The sequence below is a fragment of the Pseudomonas sp. NPDC077649 genome (assembly GCF_044542855.1).
GTDB lineage: Bacteria > Pseudomonadota > Gammaproteobacteria > Pseudomonadales > Pseudomonadaceae > Aquipseudomonas.
Genome location: NZ_JBITVF010000004.1, coordinates 230,176 through 255,020 on the forward strand (window position 1 = coordinate 230,176; position 24,845 = coordinate 255,020).

At 67.9% G+C, this 24,845-nt stretch carries 23 protein-coding genes; 7 read left to right on the plus strand and 16 right to left on the minus strand.

Annotated elements, in window-relative coordinates:
• Window positions 1-38 precede the first annotated feature (38 nt).
• Complete coding sequence (locus ACIGFL_RS14715; protein ID WP_397497684.1) at window positions 39-1,433, minus strand: DUF2868 domain-containing protein; 1,395 nt, start codon at window positions 1,431-1,433, stop codon at window positions 39-41.
• A 104-nt stretch (window positions 1,434-1,537) separates the two neighbouring features.
• Entirely contained in the window at window positions 1,538-2,689 is a 1,152-nt protein-coding gene (locus tag ACIGFL_RS14720) for a glycerophosphodiester phosphodiesterase (protein WP_397497685.1), read from the minus strand.
• A 144-nt stretch (window positions 2,690-2,833) separates the two neighbouring features.
• Here ACIGFL_RS14720 and ACIGFL_RS14725 point away from each other — a divergent pair, with 144 nt between their 5' ends.
• Window positions 2,834-3,367: a dihydrofolate reductase gene (locus ACIGFL_RS14725; RefSeq protein WP_397486982.1), complete on the plus strand. Its 534-nt coding sequence runs from the start codon at window positions 2,834-2,836 to the stop codon at window positions 3,365-3,367.
• A 21-nt stretch (window positions 3,368-3,388) separates the two neighbouring features.
• On the opposite strand, the gene ACIGFL_RS14730 is transcribed toward ACIGFL_RS14725, so the two are convergent.
• The 7 genes from ACIGFL_RS14730 to ACIGFL_RS14760 form a co-directional block, all read right to left on the minus strand.
• Window positions 3,389-3,847, minus strand: coding sequence for a metallophosphoesterase family protein (locus ACIGFL_RS14730; protein ID WP_397497686.1), 459 nt, complete (start codon window positions 3,845-3,847; stop codon window positions 3,389-3,391).
• A 98-nt stretch (window positions 3,848-3,945) separates the two neighbouring features.
• Window positions 3,946-5,784 carry a dihydroxy-acid dehydratase gene (ilvD, locus tag ACIGFL_RS14735; protein ID WP_397497687.1) on the minus strand — a complete coding sequence of 613 codons (1,839 nt, stop codon included), beginning with the start codon at window positions 5,782-5,784 and terminating at the stop codon, window positions 3,946-3,948.
• A 236-nt stretch (window positions 5,785-6,020) separates the two neighbouring features.
• Complete coding sequence (locus ACIGFL_RS14740) at window positions 6,021-6,875, minus strand: ABC transporter permease (RefSeq protein ID WP_021445657.1); 855 nt, start codon at window positions 6,873-6,875, stop codon at window positions 6,021-6,023.
• Between the two features lie 7 nt (window positions 6,876-6,882).
• Window positions 6,883-8,118: an ABC transporter permease gene (locus tag ACIGFL_RS14745; RefSeq protein ID WP_021445658.1), complete on the minus strand. Its 1,236-nt coding sequence runs from the start codon at window positions 8,116-8,118 to the stop codon at window positions 6,883-6,885.
• A 54-nt stretch (window positions 8,119-8,172) separates the two neighbouring features.
• On the minus strand, window positions 8,173-9,246 hold the full coding sequence (locus ACIGFL_RS14750; RefSeq protein WP_397497688.1) for an ABC transporter substrate-binding protein: 1,074 nt from the start codon (window positions 9,244-9,246) through the stop codon (window positions 8,173-8,175).
• A 34-nt stretch (window positions 9,247-9,280) separates the two neighbouring features.
• Window positions 9,281-10,399 carry an ABC transporter ATP-binding protein gene (locus tag ACIGFL_RS14755; protein WP_397497689.1) on the minus strand — a complete coding sequence of 373 codons (1,119 nt, stop codon included), beginning with the start codon at window positions 10,397-10,399 and terminating at the stop codon, window positions 9,281-9,283.
• 396 nt (window positions 10,400-10,795) lie between these two features.
• Window positions 10,796-11,992, minus strand: coding sequence for a class I SAM-dependent rRNA methyltransferase (locus ACIGFL_RS14760; protein ID WP_397497690.1), 1,197 nt, complete (start codon window positions 11,990-11,992; stop codon window positions 10,796-10,798).
• A gap of 186 nt (window positions 11,993-12,178) precedes the next feature.
• Between ACIGFL_RS14760 and ACIGFL_RS14765 the strand changes: the two genes are divergently transcribed.
• From ACIGFL_RS14765 to ACIGFL_RS14785, 5 genes are all read left to right on the plus strand, one after another.
• Window positions 12,179-12,991, plus strand: a complete 813-nt coding sequence (locus ACIGFL_RS14765) for an HDOD domain-containing protein (RefSeq protein WP_397497814.1) — start codon at window positions 12,179-12,181, stop codon at window positions 12,989-12,991.
• Between the two features lie 66 nt (window positions 12,992-13,057).
• Window positions 13,058-13,870, plus strand: coding sequence for a bifunctional DNA-formamidopyrimidine glycosylase/DNA-(apurinic or apyrimidinic site) lyase (gene mutM, locus ACIGFL_RS14770; RefSeq protein WP_397497691.1), 813 nt, complete (start codon window positions 13,058-13,060; stop codon window positions 13,868-13,870).
• Window positions 13,871-14,047: 177 nt separating this feature from the next.
• Window positions 14,048-14,626, plus strand: coding sequence for a lysophospholipid acyltransferase family protein (locus ACIGFL_RS14775; protein ID WP_397497692.1), 579 nt, complete (start codon window positions 14,048-14,050; stop codon window positions 14,624-14,626).
• A 76-nt stretch (window positions 14,627-14,702) separates the two neighbouring features.
• Window positions 14,703-15,041, plus strand: coding sequence for a multidrug transporter (locus ACIGFL_RS14780; RefSeq protein ID WP_397497693.1), 339 nt, complete (start codon window positions 14,703-14,705; stop codon window positions 15,039-15,041).
• Window positions 15,042-15,115: 74 nt separating this feature from the next.
• The gene (locus tag ACIGFL_RS14785; protein WP_397497694.1) at window positions 15,116-16,954 is read left to right on the plus strand and encodes a Na/Pi cotransporter family protein; all 1,839 of its coding nucleotides are present in this window, start codon (window positions 15,116-15,118) and stop codon (window positions 16,952-16,954) included.
• Between the two features lie 115 nt (window positions 16,955-17,069).
• Here the strand turns inward: ACIGFL_RS14785 and ggt are convergent, their stop codons facing one another.
• From ggt to ACIGFL_RS14820, 7 genes are all read right to left on the minus strand, one after another.
• On the minus strand, window positions 17,070-18,728 hold the full coding sequence (gene ggt / locus ACIGFL_RS14790; RefSeq protein ID WP_397497695.1) for a gamma-glutamyltransferase: 1,659 nt from the start codon (window positions 18,726-18,728) through the stop codon (window positions 17,070-17,072).
• Between the two features lie 109 nt (window positions 18,729-18,837).
• Entirely contained in the window at window positions 18,838-19,089 is a 252-nt protein-coding gene (locus ACIGFL_RS14795) for a YfhL family 4Fe-4S dicluster ferredoxin (RefSeq protein WP_004373873.1), read from the minus strand.
• Between the two features lie 189 nt (window positions 19,090-19,278).
• Window positions 19,279-19,761 (minus strand): pantetheine-phosphate adenylyltransferase, encoded by a 483-nt coding sequence (gene coaD, locus ACIGFL_RS14800; RefSeq protein WP_122109651.1) that lies wholly within the window; start codon window positions 19,759-19,761, stop codon window positions 19,279-19,281.
• 75 nt (window positions 19,762-19,836) lie between these two features.
• Window positions 19,837-20,208 carry a phosphopantetheine adenylyltransferase gene (locus ACIGFL_RS14805; RefSeq protein WP_122109650.1) on the minus strand — a complete coding sequence of 124 codons (372 nt, stop codon included), beginning with the start codon at window positions 20,206-20,208 and terminating at the stop codon, window positions 19,837-19,839.
• A 1-nt stretch (window position 20,209) separates the two neighbouring features.
• Complete coding sequence (locus ACIGFL_RS14810; RefSeq protein WP_021443413.1) at window positions 20,210-21,802, minus strand: GMC family oxidoreductase; 1,593 nt, start codon at window positions 21,800-21,802, stop codon at window positions 20,210-20,212.
• 129 nt (window positions 21,803-21,931) lie between these two features.
• On the minus strand, window positions 21,932-22,477 hold the full coding sequence (locus ACIGFL_RS14815) for a twin-arginine translocation pathway signal protein (protein WP_397497696.1): 546 nt from the start codon (window positions 22,475-22,477) through the stop codon (window positions 21,932-21,934).
• Between the two features lie 42 nt (window positions 22,478-22,519).
• Complete coding sequence (locus ACIGFL_RS14820) at window positions 22,520-23,950, minus strand: coniferyl aldehyde dehydrogenase (protein WP_397497697.1); 1,431 nt, start codon at window positions 23,948-23,950, stop codon at window positions 22,520-22,522.
• 224 nt (window positions 23,951-24,174) lie between these two features.
• On the opposite strand from ACIGFL_RS14820, the gene ACIGFL_RS14825 reads away from it, so the two are divergent.
• Complete coding sequence (locus tag ACIGFL_RS14825) at window positions 24,175-24,834, plus strand: TetR/AcrR family transcriptional regulator (protein ID WP_021443410.1); 660 nt, start codon at window positions 24,175-24,177, stop codon at window positions 24,832-24,834.
• Window positions 24,835-24,845: the final 11 nt, after the last annotated feature.

Consider the following 24,845-nt stretch of genomic DNA (forward strand, 5'->3'; position numbering starts at 1 on the left):
TGGGTGAAGCGTCATCCACCCTACGGGTATATCGGGCTTCAATCATGGCCGCTCTCCAGCCAGTTCAACGGCGCCGTGTCGCCGTGCGCCAGTTGCAATTTGTCCAGCGCCTGGTGCCAGTCGGCCAGGCGTGCGCTGTCCAGGGTTTCGCCGGGCGCGGGCGGCAGCAGCCAGATGCGCGTGGCGGAGGCCGAGCGCGCCAGTTCGCCGAGCAGCGCCAGGCTGCCGCGGTCCGGCGAGCGGCGCGGGTCGCAGGCGATGGCCAGGCGCTCGGGGGGAAAGCGGGTCAGTTGGTCGAGCAGCTGGCGGCGCTGCTCGCGGCTGTCGATCACCCCGGCGTCCAGCACGCCCCTGGGCAGCTGAGCCGGTGGCCAGGGGCGGCGCTCGTCCAGCTCCAGGCCGAGCAGCAGGGCGCCGCTACCGCCGTCCGCGTGGGCGCCGCCTGCCGGCTGGTACAGGGCCGCCGGCGCCAGGTCGCAGACGCCGAGGCGCTCGCTGTCCGGCTGCAGGCGCTGGCGCAGCAGGCCGTAGCCGGGCAGGTCGAGGTCCAGGCGCAGCGCCGCCTTGCCCGATTGCCAGCGCCACAGGCATAGCAGCATCAGCAGCAGGCGCGGCAGCAGGCCGTAGACCAGCACCACGCCGACCAGCCAGCCGGCCCAGCTCTGCCGCGCGGCCTCGTCGAGCAGGGCGGCCTCGCCGCTGGCGCGGATCAGCTCGGCGTCCGGCAGGCTGAAGCCGAGCAGGGCGGGCAGGGCGCCGAGCGCCCGGGTCAGGGCGATGAAGCTGTCGCCGCCGAGGATGGTGGTTTCCCAGACGAAACCGTAGCGGCGGGTGGCGAGCAGCAGCAGCAGGCTGGCCAGTGCGGCGAGCATGGCCAGGGCCCACAGGCCGTGCACCAGCACCCCGAGGCCCCAGCGGCTCAGGCGCTGGCGCTGCAGGAGCAGCAGCAGGGCGGGGGCCAGCTGCACGGCGGCGGCGTCGCGGGCGAGCTTTTCGCTGAGCCACAGCCACAGACGACCGAGGGCACCGGCGCTGTCGCGGGCCAGCAGCAGGCCGAGCAGCCAGCCGAGTAGCAGCAGCAGATTGAGGCCGAGCAGGCTGCCCAGGGCCCAGAACACGTTGACCGGCCGGCTGCCGTCGCCGAGACCGGCCAGGGCCAGGCCGATACCGCTGAGCAGGGCCAGGGTGGCGAGGGCGAAGAGGGCCAGGCGGGCGCCCTGCAGCCAGTGCAGCAGGGCCTGCCACTGGCCGTCACGGCGCGCCAGCAGCAGGGCGCGTTGCTGGATACGCGCGCTCAGGTCGCCACCGCTGGCGCGGGCCAGGCGATTGGCCTCGGCGTCGTCCAGCGCGCCGGCGTGTTCCTCGCGCAGGCGGATCGCCTCGCTGAGCCAGAGGCGGTGCAGGGTGTCGGGTTGCGGGGCGGCGTCAGTCACGCGGCGTCTCGTCGGCCAGATCAGGGGCTGAGGATAACCCCTGATCCGGTCGGGTGCGAATGGCAGCAGCCGTGGCCTTCTCCCGCGGCGGAGAGAGCCATTGATCAGTCGCGTTGGCGCAGGCGCACGGCGATGTCCGGCTGGTCGATGAACAGGCCATCGATGCCGGTGGCGAGGAAGGCGCGCAGCTCGGCCTCGATATCGCCGCGCTCGGCCGGTTCGCCGCCGCTGCGCAGGTCGGTCGGCAGGAAGGCGTTCTCGGCGCGGAAGGTGTAGGGGTGCACCTTGAGCTTGGCGGCATGGGCGTCGCGCACCAGGCGGGTCGGCGCGGTGAGCTTGCCGGCGGCGTCGCGCGGGATGATCTGGCTCTTCTCCGGGCCGATGCCGGCGGCGTAGCGGGCGATGGCCCTGAGCCCGGCCGGGGTGCTCATCTGCGCGTAGGTAAGGCCGCTGCCGAGCACCTGCTGGTCATAGGGCTGGCCCTCGGTCCACAGCAGCTGCACCAGGCGTACCTGGGTCAGACGGCTCAGGGTCTTGAGGTTCTCCACCTCGAAGGACTGGATGTACACCGGCGCCTTGGCGCTGTGGTAGCCGTTGCGCTTGAGCACCTTGACCAGCGACTGCTCCATCGCCAGGCCGATCTGCTGGAAGTGGGTCGGGTGCTTGGTTTCCGGGTACAGGCCGATCACCCGTTGCTGGCTGAGCTGCAGGCTCTTCACCAGGTCGATGATCTCCTGCAGGCTGGGGATCTCGAACTGGCCGTCGAAGCGCGTGTTGCCCGGGCGCAGCTGCGGGATGCGCTCGATGGCGCGCAGGGTCTTGAGTTCGGCCAGGCTGAAGTCCTCGCTGAACCAGCCCTCCAGGCTGACGCCGTCGACCGTCTGGGTGCGCTTGCGATTGGCGAACTCGGGGCGCTGGGAGACGTCGGTGGTCAGCCCCAGCTCGTTGTCGTGGCGCGCCACCAGCTGGCCGTCGCGGGTCATCACCAGGTCCGGCTCGATATAGTCGGCGCCCTGCAGCACGGCCAGGGCGTAGGCCGCCAGGGTGTGCTCGGGCACGTAGCCGCTGGCGCCGCGGTGGGCGATGACCAGCGGCCTGGCCTCGCCGCGGGGTTTGCCCGGGTGGGCGCCGGGCTGCTGCTGGGCCCAGTCGATGGCGGCCTGCACGCTATCGGGCGTGGCGGGCGCGGCGAGGCCGAGGCTCGGTAATAACAGACCGGCGCAGAGCAGCCAGCTGCGAAGCGGTTTGGTCAACATGGTGGTACCTCCTTGCACAGGGATGGAAACCCGAGCCTGCACCGGCAAGGGTGACGATTCTGCTACAGAGGTCCAAGCCTAGACGGTTCTGTGCGTTGGTCGGCACCGCTGCAGCCGGGCTGCGTCCGTGCCGAGCGCTCTGCTATGCTCCCAGCCATGAAAACGACTCTTCCCCTCTGCCTGATCGCCGCCCTCGCCGACAACCGCGTGATCGGTCGCGACAATCAGCTGCCCTGGCACCTGCCGGCGGACCTCAAGCACTTCAAGGCCCTGACCCTGGGCAAGCCGATCATCATGGGGCGCAAGACCTGGGATTCGCTCGGGCGGCCGCTGCCGGGGCGGCTCAATCTGGTGGTCAGCCGCCAGGCAGATCTTCGGCTCGACGGCGCTGAAGTCTTCCCGACTCTGGACGCGGCGATCACACGCGCCGACCAATGGGCCCGCGAGCAGGGCATGGACGAGCTGATGCTGATTGGTGGTGCCCAACTCTACGAGCAGGGCTTGGTTCTGGCTGAGCGCCTCTACCTGACACGGGTTGGCCTGCGTCCGATCGGCGATGCCTGGTTTCCCGAATTTAGTGAAGCCGAGTGGACGCGCGAGGCCCATGAGGAACATCCGGCCACGGCAGAGTCGCCGGCCTACGATTTCGAGGTGTGGGAACGGCGTTCGGCGCAATGACATAGGTGCGCGCGGCGCCGCCTAGATCAGATCGATGTGCTCCACGCGGATCTGTCCATCCTGCAGATACAGCAGCGCCAGGCAGATCGGCAGCTTGAAGCGCCGCGGCCCGGCGCTGCCGGGGTTGACCAGCAACAGGCCGTCGCGCGGTTCCGCCAGCGGCTTGTGGCTATGGCCGCAGACGGCGACGTGGATGCCGCGGGCGGCCAGGTCGCCGGGCAGGTGGGCCGCGTCATGAACCATGAACAGGCGCACTCCGGCCAGGCCCAGCTCGAGCGATTCCGGCAGTTCCGTCGCCCAGTCCAGGCCCTCGTCGTTATTGCCGCGCACCGCGCTGAGCGGCGCGATTTCGCCCAATGCGTCGAGAATCTCCGGCTTGCCGATATCGCCGGCATGCAGGATGTGATCGCAGCCCTGCAGGGCATCCAGCGCCTTGGGGCGCAGCAGGCCGTGGGTGTCGCTGATCAGGCCGATTTTCATGTCTTCCCTCTTCCCCCGTCCCTCCTGCGCAAGCGGCAGCGGGGACAAAGCAAAAGCCCGGCACGGGGCCGGGCTCTCGGGTTCGCTGGTGCTTGCGCTTAGCCGTCCAGCAGTGCCTTGTTGCGCACCGCGCCCTTGTCGGCGCTGGTGGCGAGCAGGGCGTAGGCCTTGAGCGCCGTGGTGACCTTGCGCGGACGCTGTTCCACCGGCTTCCAGCCCTTCTTGTCCTGGACGTGACGGCGGTGCGACAGCTCTTCATCGCTGACCAGCAGTTGGATGGTGCGATTGTGGATGTCGATATGGATCTTGTCGCCGTCTTCCACCAGCCCGATGGCGCCGCCGGCAGCGGCTTCCGGCGAGGCGTGGCCGATGGACAGGCCGGAGGTGCCGCCGGAGAAACGGCCATCGGTGAGCAGGGCGCAGGCCTTGCCCAGGCCCTTGGATTTCAGGTAGCTGGTCGGGTAGAGCATTTCCTGCATGCCCGGGCCACCTTTCGGGCCTTCGTAGCGAATGATCACCACATCACCGGCCTTGACCTCGTCGGCGAGAATGCCTTTCACGGCGGCGTCCTGGCTCTCGAAAATCTTCGCGGTGCCTTCGAACACGTGGATCGATTCATCCACGCCGGCGGTCTTCACCACGCAGCCGTCGAGGGCGATGTTGCCGTACAGCACCGCCAGGCCGCCTTCCTGGGAGTAGGCGTGCTTGACGCTGCGGATGCAGCCGTTCTCGCGGTCATCGTCCAGGCTCGGCCAGCGGGTGCTCTGGCTGAACGCGGTCTGGGTCGGGATACCGGCCGGGCCGGCCTTGAAGAAGGTGTGCACCTGCTCGTCGCGGGTCTGGGTGATGTCCCACTGGGCGATGGCGTCGGCCATGCTCGGGCTGTGCACGGTGGCCACGTCGGTGTGCAGCAGGCCGCCGCGTGCCAGCTCGCCGAGGATGCTGAAGACGCCGCCGGCGCGGTGCACGTCTTCCATGTGGTACTTCTGGATGTTCGGCGCCACTTTGCACAGCTGCGGCACGATGCGGGACAGGCGGTCGATATCGCGCAGGTCGAAATCGATCTCGGCTTCCTGGGCGGCGGCCAGCAGGTGGAGGATGGTGTTGGTCGAGCCGCCCATGGCGATGTCCAGCATCATGGCGTTCTCGAACGCCTTGAAGTTGGCGATATTGCGCGGCAGCACGGAGTCGTCGTTCTCGCCGTAGTAGCGCTGGCACAGCTCCACCGCCAGGCGCCCGGCGCGCAGGAACAGCTGCTCGCGGTCGCTGTGGGTGGCCAGGGTCGAGCCGTTGCCCGGCAGCGACAGGCCGAGGGCCTCGGTCAGGCAGTTCATCGAGTTGGCGGTGAACATGCCGGAGCAGCTGCCGCAGGTCGGGCAGGCGCTGCGCTCGTACTCGGCGACCTTCTCGTCGCTGGCGCTGTCGTCGGCGGCGATGACCATGGCGTCGACCAGGTCCAGGCCGTGGTTGGCCAGCTTGGTCTTGCCGGCCTCCATCGGCCCGCCGGAGACGAACACCACCGGGATGTTCAGGCGCAGGGCGGCCATCAGCATGCCAGGGGTGATCTTGTCGCAGTTGCTGATGCAGACGATGGCGTCGGCGCAGTGGGCGTTGACCATGTATTCCACGGAGTCGGCGATGATCTCGCGGCTCGGCAGCGAATAGAGCATGCCGTCGTGGCCCATGGCGATGCCGTCGTCGACGGCGATGGTGTTGAATTCCTTCGCCACGCCGCCGGCCTTCTCGATCTCGCGGGCGACCAGCTGGCCCATGTCCTTCAGGTGCACGTGGCCGGGCACGAACTGGGTGAAGGAGTTGGCGACGGCGATGATCGGCTTCTTGAAGTCTTCGTCCTTCATCCCGGTGGCGCGCCACAGGGCGCGGGCGCCGGCCATGTTGCGACCTTGGGTGGAGGTTTTCGAGCGGTAATCGGGCATGACACGGTTCCTGCGGCTGATCAGGTGATGTTCGTATGGTGAGCGTCGACTGGACCGGATGCAAACGGGAGATGGCCGTGCGTTCGGCGGGGGTCACCGGACGTCGCGGGGTGGCCGCGCGTCTGACCCGTGCTCAGGGCCCGCCAGGGGATGGGTGGCGAGGAATGCATGGATTCTACGCCCGCTGTCGCCGCCGAGCCAAGGCGCGGGCGATTGCCGGCGCAGCCGCGCGCCGCTCAGTTGGGGATTTCGATGCCGCGCAGGCGCTCGGCGCGGCGGCGCAGCAGTTCGATGGTCACCAGCAGGGCGATGGACACTAGGATCAGCAGGGTGGCGATGGCCAGGATGCTCGGGTTGATCTGCTCGCGCAGGCCCGAGAACATCTGCCGCGGGATGGTGCGTTGCTGGGGACCTGCCATGAACAGGATCACCACCACCTCGTCGAAGGAGGTGATGAAGGCGAACAGCGCGCCGGAAATCACTCCGGGGCGGATCAGCGGCATGATGATGTCGAAGAATACCCGCAGCGGCGTGGCGCCGAGGTTCAGCGCGGCGCGCGCCAGGCTGTAGTCGAAGCCGGTGAGGGTGGCGGTGACGGTGATGATGACGAAGGGCGTGCCGAGCGCCGCGTGGGCCAGGATCACCCCCAGGTAGCTGCCGGCCAGGCCGAGGTTGGAGTAGAAGAAGAACATGCCGGCGGCGGTGATGATCAGCGGCACTATCATCGGCGACAGCAGCAGCGCGGTGATGAAGCGGCGGTAGGGCATGTCGTCGCGGGCCAGGCCCACCGCGGCGCAGGTGCCCAGGGCGGTGGCGATGACGGTGGCGAGAATGCCGATGAAGAAGCTGTTCTGGATCGCCAGTATCCATTTCGGGTCGTTGAGGATCTGCTCGTACCAGCGCAGCGAGTAGGCCTCCGGCTGCAGGGTGAGCATGCCCTCGGTGAAGCTGAAGAAGGGCTCGGCGTTGAACGACAGCGGCACTATGACCAGGATCGGCAGGATCAGAAACAGCAGCACCAGCCAGGAGCTGGCCTTGAGCAGCCAGCTGCCGAGGTGATGCCAGAAGCCGTAGTAGGCGGGGGTCTTCATCCTGTATTCATCCCAACTTGATATTGCTGGCGCCGACGAAGCGGTCGTAGACCCAGTACAGCAGCAGGATCAGCCCCAGCAGCAGCGAGCCGAGCGCGGCGGCCAGCTCCCAGTTGTTCGAGCGCTGCATGTGGAAGGCGATGATGTTGCTGATCATCTGGCCGTCGGTGCCGCCGACCAGCGCCGGGGTGATGTAGTAGCCAACCGAGATGATGAACACCAAGAGCGCGCCGGCGCTGAGGCCCGGCAGGGTCATCGGAAAGTAGATGCGGGCGAACGCCGGGATCGGCTTGTCGCCCAGGCTCAGGGCGGCGCGCAGGTAGCTGGGGTCGATGCCGCGCATCACGCTGTACAGCGGCAGGATCATGAACGGCAGGAGGATGTGGGTCATCGCCACGACTGTGGCGAACGAGGTGTAGAGCATCTCGAAGGGCTGGCCGATGGCACCGATGCCGATGAGGAAGGAGTTGATCACGCCGTTGGTCTGCAGCAGGGCGATCCAGGCCGTGGTGCGTACCAGGAGCGAGGTCCAGAACGGCAGCAGCACCAGCACCAGCAGCAGGTTGGCGCGGTTTTCCGGCAGCTGCGCCAGGTAGTAGGCCAGCGGGTAGCCGAGCAGGGCGCAGAGCAGGGTGATCACCAGCGCCATGTTCAGGGTCTTGGAATACAGCTGCAGGTAGATCTGCGTGTCCTCGCGCACCTGGATGCCCTGTTCCGGGTGCAGTTCCAGGTCCAGCGCGGTGAGGTAGTAGTCGTAGGTGTAGCGCTGGCCGGCGCGGGCGATGGCGTACCACAGCTCGGGCTTGCTCCAGTTGCCGTGGGCCGCCAGCAGGGTCTCGACGCCGCGCTCCGGCAGGGCCTCGGCGTCCAGTCGGCCGATGCGCCGGGCGCTGGACTTGACCACGCTGGACATGCCGGCGAAGGCGCGGTTGAACTCCTCGGCCAGCTTGCCGGACAGGCGCTGCTCGTCGAGGCTGTGCAGCTCGCCGGCGAACACCCGCAGGGTCTGCTCGTCCGGCAGTTGCCTTTGATCTTCCCAGCGCTCGAGTTCGGCCAGGGTCAGCGGAATCAGTTCGGCCACGGTCGGGTGGTGCACGCTGCGCCACAGCATGCTGCCGATCGGGGCGACGAAGGTCAGCAGGATAAAGGCCAGCAGCGGCACCACGAAGAGAAAGGCGGCGAGGCGTTTCTTGCGACGGGCGCTGGCGGCTTGGCCGGCTTCGCTGGTGGTCAGGGATGACAAGGCGCTACTCCGTAAAGCGGACCCCTCTTCCACAGGAAGAGGGGTCGGTGCGGGTTACTTCAACAGCCACTCGTTGAACTTCTCGCCGAGCGACTCGCCGTAGTCGGCCCAGAACTCCGAGCCGGCCTGGATGCCCTTGTCCAGGTGGGCGGTGGGCAGGTGCGGCGTGGCGCTCTGGTCGGCCAGCGGCATGGACGACTTGCGGGTCGGGCCGTAGGCCACGTCCGGCATGCCGGCCAGCGGCTTGGAACCGGTGGCGTACTTGATGAACTCCATCGCCAGGTCCTTCTTCGGCGAGCCCTTGACGATGGCCCAGGCGTCGAGGTCGTAGACGTGGCCGTCCCAGACGATCTCGAACGGCTTGTTCTCGCGCACGATGGAGTCGTAAAACCGCCCGTTGGCCGACTGCACCAGCACCGCGCCGCCGTCGTTGAGCAGCTGCGGCGCCTGCGACCAGGAGTCGAACCAGACGATGTCGTTCTTGATGCTGGCCAGCTTGTCGAAGGCGCGTTGCTGGCCTTCCGGGGTGGCCAGCACTTCGTAGACCTCTTCCGGGGCCACGCCGTCGGCCAGCAGCGCCCACTCCATGTTCACCTGCGGGCGCTTGCGCATGGCGCGCTTGCCGGGAATCTTGGCGGTGTCGAAGAAGTCCTCGATGCTCGCCGCCTTGGTCGCGCCTATGGTGTTCTGGTTGTAGGCGAATACCACCGACCAGACGATATTGCCCACCGCGCACTCGCTGGCCAGGGCCTCGGGGATGAAGTCCTGGGCGGCCGCGGTGCCGTCGATGCCCGGCGGCAGGGTGCTGTGGTCGAGGCTTTCCAGCAGGCCTTCGGAACAGGCGCGCTCGAGGTCGATCACCTCGAAGTCGACCACGTCCCACTGGATATTGCCGGACTCGACCTGGGCCTTGATCTCGGCCACGCCGCCGGAATAGTCCTCGAACAGCACCTTGACCCCGCTGTCCTTCTGGTAGGGATCGATCACGTGTTTCTGCTGCGCTGCGCCGTAGGCGCCGCCCCAGGAGACCACGGTGAGGCTGTCCTGGGCGCTGGCGCCGCCCGCCGCGAGCCCCAGGGCCGCCAACAGGGCGAAGGTGGAAAAGCTGGTAGTCAGTGATCTAGCCATTGCTGTGCTCCATTTGCTTCTACTAGTTGTGGGGTCAGGGCGTCGTCGGCACTGCGGGGCGATCCAGGGCCTGGCTGTCTTCCGGCAGCCAGGCCAGGTCGACCTCTTCCTGGGCGCTGAGCCTGGGGGCTGAACTGTCGTTCAGGTTCTTCACCACCAGCTCGCTGCCGCTGGCGGTCTCGAAGTGATAGCGGATGTACTCGCCGACGTAGTGGCGGGTGACGAAGCGCGCCTTGACCTGGTTGCCGGCGCCGCCCAGGCGGTCGGTGAAGTTGAGCTTCTCCGGGCGTACCGACACCGTGGTCGGCTGGCCGACCTCGGTGCAGTTGGCCTTGAGCGTGCTGACCAGGCCGCCGTCGGCCAGGCGCACCTCGACGCGTTCCTCGCCGACGCTTTCGATCACCCCGGCCAGCTTGTTGCTCTCGCCGATGAAGTCGGCGACGAACAGATTGGCCGGGCGCTCGTAGAGCACGTGGGGCGGCGCGCACTGCTGCACCGCGCCGTTGTTGAACACGGCGATGCGGTCGCTCATGGTCAGCGCTTCGGTCTGGTCGTGGGTGACGTAGATCACGGTGAAGCCGAGCTGCTCGTGCAGGCGCTTGATCTCGAACTGCATCTGCTCGCGCAGCTTCTTGTCCAGGGCGCCGAGCGGCTCGTCCATCAGCACGATGTCCGGGGCGAAGATCAGCGCGCGGGCCAGGGCCACGCGCTGGCGCTGGCCGCCGGAGAGCTGGCCGGGGTAGCGGCCGCCGAAGGCCTGCAGCTCGACCAGGGCGAGGTAGTCCTCGACCTTGGCGCGGATCTCGTCCTTGGCCAGCTTGCGGATCTTCAGCGGGTAGGCGAGGTTCTCGCGGATGGTCATGTGCGGGAACAGCGCGTACTGCTGGAAGACCATGCCGATGTTGCGGTCGTAGGGGGCGATGCTGGTGACGTTGCGGCCGTTGATCAGGATCTCGCCGCTGGTCACGTCCTCGAAGCCGGCGAGCATCATCAGGCAGGTGGTCTTGCCCGAACCGGAGGGGCCGAGCAGGGTGATGAACTCGCCCTTGGCCACGTTGAGGTTGAAGTCCTTGACCACCAGCGTCTTGTGGTCGTAGGTCTTCTTCACATTGGTGAATCGCAGGAACGCGTCGTTCCCAGCCTGCGCAGCCATAGTCCTCCCCATTGCCCATCAAGACAGGCTCGGCTTGTGGCCTCGCCCGTACTGCTTGAGTCGATTCGTCCCTGTCGTGTGGTCCGATCGTTATGTAAATAACCAAAAGCAATAAGCACGCCAGCCGACGAACGGTTGGCCGGCGGCGCTCTGCTCCGCAGGTTAAAGCCTAGTCCAGCCTGGGCGGGATGCGAGGACGGTGTGGGGGGAGGTAACCGCGAGCGGGGCGGGAGGCACCTGGCGACACGCACTCGGCAGGTGCACGCCGCTCGGGCATTGGGCGGCGGGTGCGCCTATCGGTACGACTCGTGGTCGCGTGGTGGGCGATGCGGCGCACCTGCTTGGCTCGCCGCGCCGCCTGTGTGGCCCGGTGGATGGCACCGGGCTACGCCTTTCTCAGCTATTGGGCAGCAGGCGCACGGTCAGGCTCTTGATGTAGCGGGTCTCGTTGATCGCCGGGTGTACCGGGTGATCCGGGCCCTGGGCGCCGCGTTCGAGCAGCTGGATATTGCGGTCGAGGTGGCGCGCGCTGGTCAGCAGGATGTTCTGCAGGTCGTCCTCGGGCAGGTGCATGGAGCAGCTGGCGCTGACCAGGATGCCGTCCTTGGAGAGCAGGCGCATGGCGGTCTCGTTGAGGCGGCGGTAGGCGGCCTCGCCGTTTTTCAGGTCCTTCTTGCGCTTGATGAAGGCGGGCGGGTCGGCGATCACCACGTCGAAGCGCTCCTCGGCGCTCTTCAGCTCGCGCAGGGCGGCGAAGGCGTCGCCCTCCACGCACGTCACCTTCTCACCGACGCCATTGAGCGCGGCGTTGCGCTCGACGCCGTCGAGGGCGAAGGCCGAGGCGTCGACGCAGAACACCTCGCTGGCGCCGAAGGCCGCGGCCTGCACGCCCCAGCCGCCGATGTAGCTGAACAGGTCGAGCACCCGCTTGCCCTTGACGTAGGGTGCCAGGCGCGCGCGGTTCATGCGGTGGTCGTAGAACCAGCCGGTCTTCTGCCCTGCGATCACCGGTGCCTCGAATTTCACCCCGTTCTCTTCCAGGGCGACCCATTCCGGCACCTGGCCGTGGGCGGTTTCCACGTAGCGCTGCAGGCCCTCGGCGTCGCGCGCGCTGGAGTCGTTCTTGAACAGCACGCCGCTGGGCTTGCACACCTGGATCAGCGCGGCGAGCACCTCGTCCTTGTGCGCTTCCATGGTGGCCGAGGCCAGCTGCACGACGAGGATGTCGAAGAAGCGGTCGACCACCAGCCCCGGCAGCAGGTCGGAGTCGCCATACACCAGGCGGTAGCAGGGCTGGTCGAACAGGCGCTCGCGCAGGCTCAGGGCGACGTTGAGCCGGTGCACCAGCAGGGACTTGTCCAGGCGGTGCTTGACGTCGCGCGACAGCAGGCGGGCGCAGATCAGGTTGTTCGGGCTCATGGCGACCACGCCCAGCGGCTTGCCGCCGGCGGCTTCGAGCACGGCCTGGTCGCCGGCGGCAAAGCCGTGCAGCGGGGTGGCGGCGACGTCGATCTCGTTGCTGTAGACCCACAGGTGGCCGGCGCGCAGGCGTCGATCGGCGTTGGCTTTCAGGCGCAGGCTGGGCAGGGACATGGGCGGGCTCCGGGGAAAAAGAGCGGGATTATAGCGGCTCGCGCGGGCGCCCGGCAGTTGCAAAAGTCGGCTGCGGGGGACCCGGTGCTTTGGCTAAACTGTGGCGCATTTCTCACCTGGCACCTGCGTCCCATGGCCTACGAACTTACCGCCGAACAGATCCAGCAAGCCCTCCAGGGCATCAGCGTGCCGCCGCAGCCGCAGATCATGGTGGACCTGCAGATGGAGCAGGTCATGCCCAACCCGGATCTGAAGAGCATCGCCAAGCTGATCAGCCAGGACCCCGGGCTGTCCGGCGCGCTGCTGAAGATCGTCAACTCGCCGCATTTCGGCCTGGCCAACCGCATCGCCTCGATCCAGCAGGCGGTCAACCTGCTCGGCTGCCACACGGTGATCAACCTGATCAACGCGCAGTCGATCAAGGGCGAGCTGACCGACGAGGCGATCCTGGTGCTCAACCGTTTCTGGGACACCGCCCAGGACGTGGCCATGACCTGCCTGACCCTGGCCAAGCGCCTCGGTTACCACTCGCCGGACGAGGCCTACACCCTCGGGCTGTTCCACAACTGCGGCATTCCGCTGATGATCAAGCGCTTCCCCAGCTACATGACGGTGCTGGAGGAGGCCTACGCCAGCGCCAGCGACGAGCGCCGCGTGGTCGACACCGAGAACCGCCTGCTCAACACCAACCATGCGGTGGTCGGCTACTTCACCGCACGCTCCTGGCGCCTGCCCGAAGCGCTGTGCGAGGTGATCGCCAACCACCACAACGCGCTGTCGATCTTCGCCGACGAAACCGGCCGCGACGCGCCGCTGAAGACCCTGCTGGCGATCCTCAAGATGGCCGAGCACATCTGCGAGAGCCACCGGGTGCTCGGCGCCCAGCCGGAGGACCTGGAGTGGCGGCATATCGAGCAGCCGATCCTGGAGTACATGGGACTGTCCGCCTACGACTTCGAGAACCTGCGCGAAAGCATTCGCGACCTGGCGGTGCTGTAGCGGCCTACCGTTGTACGCGCCGCTCCTGCTAAGGTGGCGCTCCGCCGTTTTCCCAGCCGTACTGCCATGCCCGAATTGCCCGAAGTCGAAACCACCTGCCGCGGTATCGCCCCCTACCTGATCGGTGAGCGCGTCAGCCGCGTGATAGTGCGCGAGCGCCGCTTGCGTTGGCCTATCCCCGAGGATCTGGACGTGCGCCTGTCCGGCCAGCGCATCGAATGCGTCGAGCGCCGCGCCAAGTACCTGCTGATCAAGGCCGAAAGCGGCAGCCTGATCGGCCACCTGGGCATGTCCGGCAGCTTGCGCCTGGTCGAGTGCGGCCTGCCGGCGGCCAAGCACGAGCACGTCGACATCGAGCTGGAGTCCGGCCTGGCCCTGCGCTACACCGATCCGCGGCGTTTCGGCGCCCTGCTGTGGAGCGAGGACCCGCTGCATCACGAGTTGCTCAGCAAGCTCGGCCCGGAACCGCTGGGCGCGGACTTCGACGGCGAGCGCCTGTTCCAGCTGTCGCGCGGGCGCAGCATGGCGGTCAAGCCCTTCATCATGGACAACGCCGTGGTGGTCGGGGTCGGCAATATCTACGCCAGCGAGGCGCTGTTCGCCGCCGGCATCGACCCGCGCCGCGCGGCCGGCTCGATCTCGCGGGCGCGCTACCTGAAACTGGCGGAGGCGATCAAGCGCATCCTCGCCCATGCCATCGAGCGCGGCGGCACCACCTTGCGCGACTTCGTCGGCGGCGATGGCCAGCCCGGCTACTTCCAGCAGGAGCTGTTCGTCTACGGTCGCGGCGGCGAATTCTGCAAGCTGTGCGGCAGCACCCTGCGCGAGGTCAAGCTGGGCCAGCGCGCCAGCGTCTACTGTCCCAAGTGCCAGCGCTGAGAACCTGTTTACGACCTGCTGCGCGTCGGCCTCACTGCGTTAAAAACAGGCTCGGACTGCTCATTTACAGCTCGTAAACTCCGCGTCCTCGCCTGTTTTTGCCTTGTATGGCTCTAGCTCGCGAGCTCGTAAAACACGTTCTGATATGACAACAACAAGAAATACCGAGGTTGATCGATGTCCGGTAACTATTTGCCGCGCAATCCGGCCGCCGAATGGCTGGGGCGCAGCGTGCTGAAACTCATGGGGTGGCGCATCGAGGGGCAGTTGCCCCGGCTCGACAAGTTCGTCGCCATCGGCGCCCACCACACCTCCAACTGGGACTTCGTGATCTTTATCGCGCTGAAGTTCGTCCTGCGCCTGAACGCCCGCTGGTTCGGCAAGCACAGCCTCTTTCGCTGGCCGTTCGGCGGCCTGATGCGCGCCTGGGGCGGCATCCCGATCCGCCGCGAACGGCAGCGCAACACCGTGGAGCAAGCGGTGCAGGCGTTTCGGGACAACCGCGAATTCATCCTGGTGCTGTCGCCCGAGGGCACGCGCAAGAAGGTCGAGCGCTGGAAGATGGGCTTCTACCATATCGCCCTGGGCGCGGGCGTGCCCATAGTGCTGGGCGCGCTGGACTACCAGAACCGCCGCGTGGTGATCGGTCCGACCTTCCAGCCCACCGGCGACGAGCAGGCCGATCTGGCGGCGATGCTGGCGTTTTTCCGCCCCTACGTGCCGAAAAAGCCGCAATACGCCTTTCATGGCGATTGACGCCCGTCACGCTGACAATTACCAATGCGCTGTTATAGTTACTGGCACTTTCCCGAATAACCTGAAGGATCGCCCCATGAAACCGTTTCGCACGACCGCTGCTGTCCTGGCGCTGACCTCTGGCCTGCTGGCACTGCCGGCGCAGGCGGAAGTGGTGCAGCAGAACGTCAGTGGCGACCCCCTGTATACCGTCGAGGCGCCCAAAGCCTTCTCCATGATCGGCGACCTGGTGATCGCCCGTCCGCTGCTGATCGGCGCCACCGCCATCGGCGTCGCGGCCTTCGTCGTCAGCCTGCCGTTCACCGCCCTGGGCGGCAACGTCGGCGAGGCGGCCGAGGCGCTGGTGGTCGAGCCGGGCAAGGAAGCCTTCGTGCGCTGCCTGGGCTGCACCAGCAGCGGCTACAAGCACGACTGATTCGTTCGTTGCATGACCGCGGCCTCTCGCTCCCTAACGGGGCGAGGGGCCGTTTGCGTTAGGGAGGGCGGGCGATGCGTTATCTGCGCTGGGTGATCCTGCTGCTGGTGGTGCTGGGCTTGGCCGCCTCGTTCTGGTTCAGCGAGGGCTGGCTGCAGCTGTGCGCCGGGCTGGCGGTGTTCCTGTTCGGCATGCAGTGCCTGGAGGAGGGGCTGCGTCAGCTGGCCGGCAGCAAGCTGGAGCAGATCCTCGGGCGCAGCACCGCGACGCCCTTCAAGAGCCTGCTGTTCGGCGTCGGCGGCACCCTGCTGCTGCAATCCAGCACCCTGGTTTCGCTGCTGACCATCGCCTTTATCAGCACCGGGCTGATCCAGCTGGCCGGCGGCATCGCCATCCTGTTCGGCGCCAACCTCGGCGCCACCAGCGGCATCTGGTTGCTGGCGCTGGCCGGGCAGAACCTCAGCCTCAGTCCCTTCGCCCTGCCGCTGCTGGTATTCGGCGTGCTGGCCGGTTTCGCCGGGCCGAAGAGCAAGGCGGCCGGGCGCATCGTGCTGGGCGTCGCCTTCATCTTTATCGGCATCGACCAGATCAAGGACGGCTTCGCCAGCTTCGGCGACGGCCTGGACATGAGCGGCTATCAGGCGAGCGGCCTGCGCGGCGCGCTGCTGTTCACCGCCATCGGCCTGGCGATCACCGTGGTGCTGCAATCGAGCCACGCCGCCCTGATGCTGACCCTGGCGGCGCTGGCCGGCGGCCAGCTGGAGCTGGGCCAGAGCCTGGCGATCGCCATCGGCTCCAATATCGGCAGCAGCGTCACCACCGCCTTCGTCGGCTCGCTGGGCGGCAACCGCAGCGGTCAGCGCCTGGCCCTGGCCCATGTGCTGTTCAACATCACCACCGGGGTGCTGGCCTTCTGTCTGCTCGGTCCGCTGACCTGGCTGGTGCAGGCCCTGGCCGAGCCCTTGGGCCTCGGCGACAACAGCCTGATCCAGCTGGCGATGTTCCACACCCTGTTCAACGCCCTGGGCGTGGCGCTGTTCTGGCCGCTGCAGGGACGCCTGGCGCAGCGGCTGATCCGCTGGCTGCCGGAGCGGGCCGAGCCGCAGGTGCTGATCACCGAACTGGCGGCCGAGCCGGTCGCCGAGCCCGAGCGCACCCGCGCCCGCTACCTCAGCGAGCGCGCCCTGGATTCGGTGGACGCCGCCTCCGGCGCGGTGGTGCAGGAGCTCGGCCACCTCGGCCGGCTGAGCCTGGAGGTGATCTGTCATGCGCTCTACCTGCCGGTGGATCAGCTGGCGCGCAGCCGGGTCGACGACCAGCTGCTGCAGGCCGGGCCGGCGCACGGCGGTTTCGATGCCGAGCACCTCTACCAGTTCCATATCAAGGGGGTGTACGGCGACCTGCTGAGCTTCATGGGGCGCATGGAGCTGCCGATGGACGAGGCGCACCAGCGGTTCTGGGTCAGCTGCCAGCTGGCCGCGTTGCAACTGGTGGACGCGGTCAAGGACGCCAAGCACCTGCAGAAGAACCTCGGCCACTACCTCGACGCGCCGCCCTCGGCGGTGCGCGAGGCCTATGTGGAACTGCGCCGCCACCTGCTCGTCACCCTGCACGAGGTGCGCGAACTGGCCCGCTCGGAGCTGCCCGAGGAGGCCTGGCAGGCGCGTTTGCGCTGGCTCGACGAGCAGGCGGCGGAGTTCGACGCGACGTTTCGCCAGCGTCTGTTCGCCGAGGTGCGTAGCGGCCGCCTGGACGGCCTGCAGACCAGCTCGCTGATGAACGACCTGGGTTATGTCAGCCGCATCTTCCAGAGCCTGCGCAACGTGCTGATGCTCGGCGACGAGCAGGCGTTGTTCCGCGAATTGCGGCGGCTGGGCGATGAAAGCAGTGGGCCGCTGATCCTCTCGCCTTGACCGACAGGCCCTGGCCCGGAGGCAATCCAGGGGCGTCTGTCGGCAGTTCCCCGGGGCATCCGGGCTACACCGGCTGCCGTCGCGAATGGGGCCTTGCGGTGCGCACGGCGCCCCCCTAGGGCATGGCCTCGCCGATACCGCGCGGGTCGCTGGCCGCCTGCACCTCGCCGCTGACCTTGTCCCACAGCAGCACCTGCTGGTTGCCGTACTGCCGCTCCAGTGCCTTGAGCTGGTGGCCGCGGGCCTGCAGCTCGGCGATCTGCGCGGTGCTGAAGGTATCCGGTTCGTGCTCGATCACATCCGGCAGGAACTGGTGGTGGTAGCGCGCCACCGCCGGCCAGCGCGCGATGGGCTGGCCGTCCAGGTATTCGAGCATGGCCAGCAGCACCATGCTGGGGATGCGGCTGCCGCCTGGGGTGCCGAAGGCGGCGAAGGCCGCGTCGCTCTCGATAAAGCTCGGGCTCATGGACGACAGCGGCCGCTTGCCGGCGGCGATGGCGTTGGCCTGGCTGCCGGCCAGGCCGTAGGCGTTGGCGCCCTGGATATCGGCGGCGAAGTCGTCCATCTCGTCGTTGAGCAGCACGCCGGTGCCGGGCACGGTGAAGGCGGCGCCGAACGGCAGGTTGATCGACAGGGTGGCGGCCACCGCATTGCCCTCGGCGTCGAGCACGGCGAAGTGGGTGGTGTGGTCGCCTTCGTGCCAGGTGCCGGCCGGCGGCAGGCTGGCGCTGGGGGTGGCGCGTTCGGGGTCGATGCTGCCGGCCAGCACCGCCAGGTGACCGGGCGACAGCAGTCGTTCGAGCGGGTTGGCGACGAAATCCGGGTCGCCGAGCAGGCCGCGGTCGCGGTAGGCGCGGCGCAGCGCCTCGACCACATAGTGCACGCGCTGCAGCGGCTCGGCCTCGCGCCAGGGCAGCTGGCCGAGAATCGCCAGGCTCTGCGCCAGGGCCACGCCGCCGGCCGAGGGCGGCGGCGCGCTGATCAGCTCGCGACCGTCCGCCAGGGGGAAACGCAGCGGCGCGCGGCGCACGCTGCGGTACTCCCTCAGGTCGTCCAGGCTCCAGATGCCGCCGGCCTTGCGCACGCCGGCGACCAGGCGCTCGGCCAGGTGGCCGGCGTAGAACCCGGCATGGCCCTGGGCGGCGATCGTCTGCAGGGTGGCGGCCAGCTCCGGTTGGCGCAGCCGATAGCCCTCGGCCGGCACTTCGCCGCGGTCGAGGAACAGCCGCGCGCTTTCGCTATCGTCGCGCAGCGCCGCCAGGCGCCAGGCGGCGCGCTCGCGGTAGACGCGGTCGACGGCGAAGCCCTCGTTGGCCAGGGCAATGGCCGGGGCCAGGCTGGTTTTCAGCGGCAGGCGGCCGTGGCGTTCGGCCAGCTCCACCAGCGCCGCCGGCAGCCCCGGGATGGCGGCGGCCAGGGCGCCGTTGAGCGACAGCTCGCGCTGCGCCTTGCCTTGGCGCTGGTACATATCGGCCTTGGCCTGCAGCGGCGCGCGCTCGCGGGCGTCGAGAAAGTCGTAGCTCGGCCTGTCGCCGGCCGTGCGCAGGAGAAAGAAGCCGCCGCCGCCGAGGCCCGAGCCATAGGGCTCGACCACCGCCAGGGCGGCGCTGGCCGCCACCGCGGCGTCGAAGGCGTTGCCGCCGGCGTCCAGCATCTGCTGCGCGGCGGCCGTGGCGGCGGGGTGGGCGGTGGCGATGGCGGCCTGCTGCGGCGCGGCCTGGGCCAGCAGGCTGGCGGCGAGCAGCAGGGTCGAGAGCAGGAGGTGGCGCAACATGCGATCTACCGAAGGCGGCTGGGGAAAGGGCGAAGCTTAGCAGCCTTGGTTTGTCGTGCGGGTGTGGCAGGCGGCGAACCGCTCGTGCGGCGGTTCGCCCCGGGGGCGGTCAGGCCTTGCCGGTGATGATCCGGTACTTCTGCATCAGCTCGTCCTTGCTCTCGACGTTGTTCTCGTCGAGCGGGATGCAGTCCACCGGGCACACCTGCTGGCACTGCGGCTCGTCGTAGTGGCCGACGCATTCGGTGCACAGGTTGGGGTCGATCACGTAGATCTCCTCGCCCTGGGAAATCGCGCCGTTGGGGCACTCGGGTTCGCAGACGTCGCAGTTGATGCAGTCGTCGGTGATGATCAGGGACATGGAACAACTCCTGTCGAGGCGGGACGCCGCGACACTATCGGACAACGGTAGGCGAATTGTGCCGGATTGGGCGGTGGCGCGCCATGTGCTGAGCGAGAGGCGGAGTCGGTGGGCGCGGCCTTTGTGGGAGCGGCTTCAGCCGCGAGCGGCCGAGTCATTCGCGGCTGAAGCCGCTCCCACAGGGGCTGGTCAGCGCTGGCGAAAGCGCTCGTTCAGCGCAGCGGCCACGGCCGGATGGACGAACTTGGAGATGTCGCCGCCGAGGGCCGCGATCTCGCGCACCAGGGTCGAGGAGATAAAGGAGTATTTCTCCGACGGGGTGAGGAACAGGCTTTCCACGTCCGGCGCCAGCTGGCGGTTCATATTGGCCAGCTGGAATTCGTACTCGAAGTCCGACACCGCGCGCAGGCCGCGCAGGAACACGTTGGCGCCCTGTTCCTTGGCGAAGTGCGCGAGCAGGGTGGAGAACCCCACCACTTCGACGTTGGGCAGGTGCTTGGTGACCTCGCGGGCCAGCTCCACCCGTTGTTCCAGGGGGAACAGCGGGTTCTTCTTCGGGCTGGCGGCGACGGCGATGATGACGTGATCGAACAGCCGAGAGGCGCGTTCGACCAGATCGCCATGGCCCTTGGTGATGGGGTCGAAGGTGCCGGGGTATAACACTCGATTCATCGGGACGTCCTGGCGGGTCGAAAAGGAGTCGGATGGTAGCGCAGCGCTTCCCTCAGGGCCAAGCGTGACGACAGCTCAGCTGCTGCGCAGGTGCAGGACGAGTGCGGGCACCAGGCAGGCCAGGGCGATCCAGTCGGCGATCACCACTCGGCGCAAAGCCTCATTGTAGACGGGAGCGCTCCATGCCAGCAGGAGGAAGGCGAGCACGCTGACCAGCCCGCCGATCAGGGCCGCGCCGCGTAACGCCGGGACGAACGCCGCGGCGACCAGCAGGGCGCCGAGCAGGCCGAACAGCACGGCGCGGTGGCGCATGAGGATCTGCAGGTTGGGCTCGTCCAGGGCGATGCCGTACAGCGCATTGAGGCGTTCGCCACCCAGAACGCCGACCAGCGGCAGCAGGTGGATGACCCCCGCCACCAGCAGCAGAAAGCCGATCAGCTTGCTCATCTCAGGTCTTCAGGCGTTCGCCCAGCAGGGTGGCGAGCTTGGCGGTGAGGCCGTAGATCGACAGCTGCGGGTTGGCGCCGATGCTGGTGGGGAACAGCGAGCCGTCGTGAATCGACAGGTTGGCCAGCTGGTGATGCCGGCCCAGGCTGTCGACCACCGCCTGCCGCGGGTCTTCGCCCATGGCGCAGCCGCCCATCACGTGGGCGCTGCCCAGGCGGGTGCGGTACAGCGCCAGGTCGAGGTGCTCGATCAGGTCCTTGGCTTGCTTCCACGTCTTCACGTAACTGGCGTCGGCGTGCATCGGCATCACCGCGCGGGCGCCGGCGGCGAACTGGATTTCGGCCATGCTCAGGAAGGCGCGGCGCACGCCGTCCCAGCTGTAGTCGGTCATCCGGTAGTCGAGCACCGGGCTGCCGTCGCCGCGCAGCTCGACCCGGCCCTCGGCGCTGTCTTCGTGGAAGCCGTCGCGCAGCAGGGCGAGCATCACGTTGGTGTGCGGCAACTGCTCCATGCGCAGGGCGTTCTCGCGGCCGAAGTCGCCGAGCAATGTGGCGGTCAGTGCCGGCTGCAGCGGCGGCACCTCTAGCTTGTAGGAGAGGCGTCCGGCGGTGCCGTCGTCCCACTGGAAGTGGTCGGAGTAGAGCGACTGCGGCGCGCCGTAGAAGGGGTTGATGACCTGCTCGAACTGCGCGGCGGAGAAATTGACCAGGTGCAGGTAGGTGCGTCGGCCGACCCGCTGGTGCGGGTCGGGCGCCGCCGAGCGCAGCAGGATGCCCGGTGTGTTGATGCCGCCGCCGGCCAGCACGTAGTGCCGCGCCCTGACCCGGATGCGCTTGCCGTTGGGCGCCACGCAGCGCGGGTCCATGCCCAGGCAGTCGAGGCCGACCACCTGGTCGCCTTCGATCAGCAGCTTGTCGGCGCGCGCCAGGTAGAGCAGCTCGCCACCGGCGTCGAGGGTGGCGGGGATGGTGGTGACCAGCATCGACTGCTTGGCGTTGGTCGGGCAGCCCATGCCGCAGTAGCCGAGGTTCCAGCAGCCGCGCACGTTGCGCGGGATCGCCGCCCAGTGGTAGCCGAGCTTGTCGCAGCCGGCGCGGATCACCTCGTTGTTGGCGTTCGGCGGTACCGCCCAGGGGGCGACGCCCAGGCGCCGTTCCATCTGCTCGAACCAGGGCGCCATGGCCTCGGCGTCGTGGCCCTGCACGCCGTGCACCTCGGCCCAGTGGGCCAGGGTCTGCGGCGGGGTGCGGAAGCTGCTGGTCCAGTTGACCAGGGTGGTGCCACCGACGGCGCGGCCCTGGAGGATGGTGATGGCGCCGTCCTTGCTCATGCGGCCGATGCCTTCCTGGTACAGCGACGGGTAGGCTTCGGCCTCCTGCATCCTGAAGTCGTCGCTGGTCTTCAGCGGGCCTTCCTCGATCAGCAGCACCTTGTAGCCGGCGGCGCTGAGGATCTCCGCGGTGGTGCCGCCGCCGGCGCCGCTGCCGACGATGGCGACGTCGGCTTCCAGGCTCAGGTCGTTTTCCAGACGCGAGCCGTCGTATGTCTTCCAGCCCTTGGCCAGGCCTTGCTTGAACAAATCGGGTACAGGCATTTCAGGCTCTCTTCTTGTAATTCACACAGGCCGTAGCGTGTCGCGAGGCCGCCTAGGCTGTGCGCACCGAGGTACCCGCGTCGCTTTCATGGTGCGCGCGGCGCACCCTACGACATCCGCGACAGGTCGTTAGACCTTAGGCGGCCCCGGATAGCCGCAATGGGCCCAGGACTCCGGCCGGCTGTACCAGGCCATCATCACCAGTTGCAGCAGCGAGGCGTGGCCCATGCGCAGCAGGCTCAGGCTGCTGTTCTGCCAGCGGATGAGGAACTGCCGCACGTCATCGCCACTGGCGTTGTCCCAGCTGCCCCAGACCCCGGTCAGCGGGCCGCGGGTGACGGGCAGGGCCAGCACGTCGAACAGCTGCACCGTGAGTTTGAGCATTTCCGGCGACAGGTGCGCCAGGCTGTTGTCGAGGCTCTTGAGCGTGCCGTCGATGGCCTGCGGCATCTGGCCGGCATTGACGGCGCCATCGAGCATCACCGGGATCAGCGCGCGCAGAAAGGGCATATCGCTGCTGCGCAGGATCAGGTAGCCGCTGGCCGGCGTGCTGGCCGAGCAGCCGCTCAGGCTGGCGGTCAGCCCGGCGGTGCCGAGCAGCGCCGTGCCCAGCAGGCCGACCTTGAGCAGGCTGCGCCGCGACAGTTGCGGCGCGTGGAGGGTGGTGTCGTTCATTGTTGTTGTCACCAGGCTTGGAACGGGCGTTGCCCGCGTGGATCAGCGTAGGAACAGCTTGTAGACCAGCTTCTGGATCGCCTTGCCGTAGGGCGGGTAGATCAGCCGCGCGGCATTGAAGCGCTGCTTGATAAATACGCCCTTGGCCTTGCTGAAGGTCAGGAAACCCTCGTGGCCGTGGTAATGGCCCATGCCGGAGGGGCCGATGCCGCCGAACGGCATGTCGTCCTGGGCCACGTGCAGCAGGGTGTCGTTCAGGCACACGCCGCCTGAGTGGGTCTCGTGCAGCACGCGCTGCTGCTCGCGCCTGTCGTAGCCGAAGTAGTACAGCGCCAGCGGCCGTGGCCGTGCGTTGACGTAGGCGAAGGCGTCTTCCAGGCGGTCGTAGGGCACCACCGGCAGCAGCGGGCCGAAGATCTCGTCCTGCATCAACTTCATCTCGTCGTTGACGTCCAGCACCAGGCTCTGCGGCAGGCGCCGGCCCTGGGCCTCGGGGTACAGCGCGACGATGCGCGCGCCCTTGGCCTCGGCGTCCTGCAGGTAGCCGGTCAGACGCGCCAGCTGGCGCTCGTTGATGATCGCGGTGTAGTCGGGGTTGTCCTTGAGCGCCGGGTAGAAACGCAGCACCACCTCGCGGTAGGCGGCGACAAAGCCCTCCACCCGGTCTTTGGGCACCAGCACATAGTCCGGTGCCACGCAGGTCTGCCCGGCGTTCAGGGTCTTGCCGAAGGCGATGCGCTCGGCGGCGTGCTCCAGCGGCACGTCGGCCGAAACGATGGCCGGCGACTTGCCGCCCAGCTCCAGGGTCACCGGGGTGAGGTTCTCCGCGGCGGCGCGCATCACGTGCCGGCCGATGCTGGTGGCGCCGGTGAACAGCAGGTGGTCGAACGGCAGCTTGGAGAAGGCCATGCCGACTTCCGCCTCGCCCAGGGTGACGCTGACCAGATCCTCGGGGAAGATGCGCGCCAGCAGGTCCTTGACCAGCTGCGAGGTGGCCGGGGTGGATTCGCTCATCTTGATCATCACCCGGTTGCCGGCCGCCAGCGCGCCAACCAGCGGGCCGATGGCGAGAAACAGCGGGTAGTTCCACGGCACTATGACGCCGACCACGCCCAGCGGCTGGTAGACGACCTTGGCCGCGGCGGGCATGAACTGCAGGCCGACGCTGCGCCGCGACGGCTTCATCCACTGCTTGATGCGTTTGCTCGCGTAGTGGATGCCATGCAGGCTGGGCATCAGCTCGGCGAGCAGGGTTTCGTCGGCCGAACGGTTGCTGAAGTCTTCGGAGATCGCCGCCACCAGTGCGTCCTGCTGCTGGGTCAGCAGCTCGCGCAGGGATTTCAGCCACTGCATGCGTTGCTCGGCCGATGGCATGGGGTTGGCGGCGAAGGCGGCGCGTTGCAGGGCGAAGGTGCGTTCCAGCTGGTTGATCTGCTGTTGGCTGTGCTGCAGGTAGGCGATGTCGGCGACCATGGGGTTTCTCCTCGACGGTCCAGCTGGGCGATGCGCGACGGGGCGCGTGGGCGTGCTGGATTTTTAGAGCAATTGCTCTAATGTGTCAAATAGCATGCCGCGCCAAGCGCGTTGCCGCAGCCTAACCAAAGGTCAGCGGTGCGCCGATCGAGGGCTGGGGGTAACACCCAGGGCGTTTCTGCCTGTACCTTTGCCGCTTTCCCACCACGAGACCGAGCCGCGCCATGGCGCCACCCAAGACCCGCGAGCGCATCGTTCAAGCCAGCCTGGAGCTGTTCAACAGCCAGGGCGAACGCAGCGTCACCACCAACCATATCGCCGCGCACCTGGGGATTTCGCCGGGCAACCTGTACTACCACTTCCGCAACAAGCAGGCGATCATCGCCGAGCTGTTCGCCCAGTACGAGGCGCAGGTCGACGGTTTTCTGCGCCGGCCCGAGGGGCGCGCGCTGACGGTGGAAGACAAGACCTTCTACCTGGAGGCGCTGCTGGCGGCGATGTGGCACTACCGCTTCCTGCACCGCGACCTCGAACACCTGCTGGAGGCCGACGTCGAGCTGGCCGCGCGCTACCGCGCCTTCGCCCGCCGCTGCCTGGTGGGCGCCCAGGCGATCTACCAGGGTTTCGTCGAGGCCGGCATCCTGCTGATGAGCCCGGCGCAGATCGAGGCGCTGACGCTCAACAGCTGGATCATCATGACCTCCTGGGTGCGCTTTCTCTGCACCGCCGGCGCCAGCCCGGACAACCTCAGCCAGGACATGCTGCGCCGCGGTATCTACCAGGTGCTGGCGCTGGAGGGCGGCTATATCGCTCCCGCCGCGCGCGAGGCGGTCGAAGCCCTGTACGGCCGCCTGCATGTGCCGCTGGAGCAGGTGTTGGGGTGATCGGCTGGCGC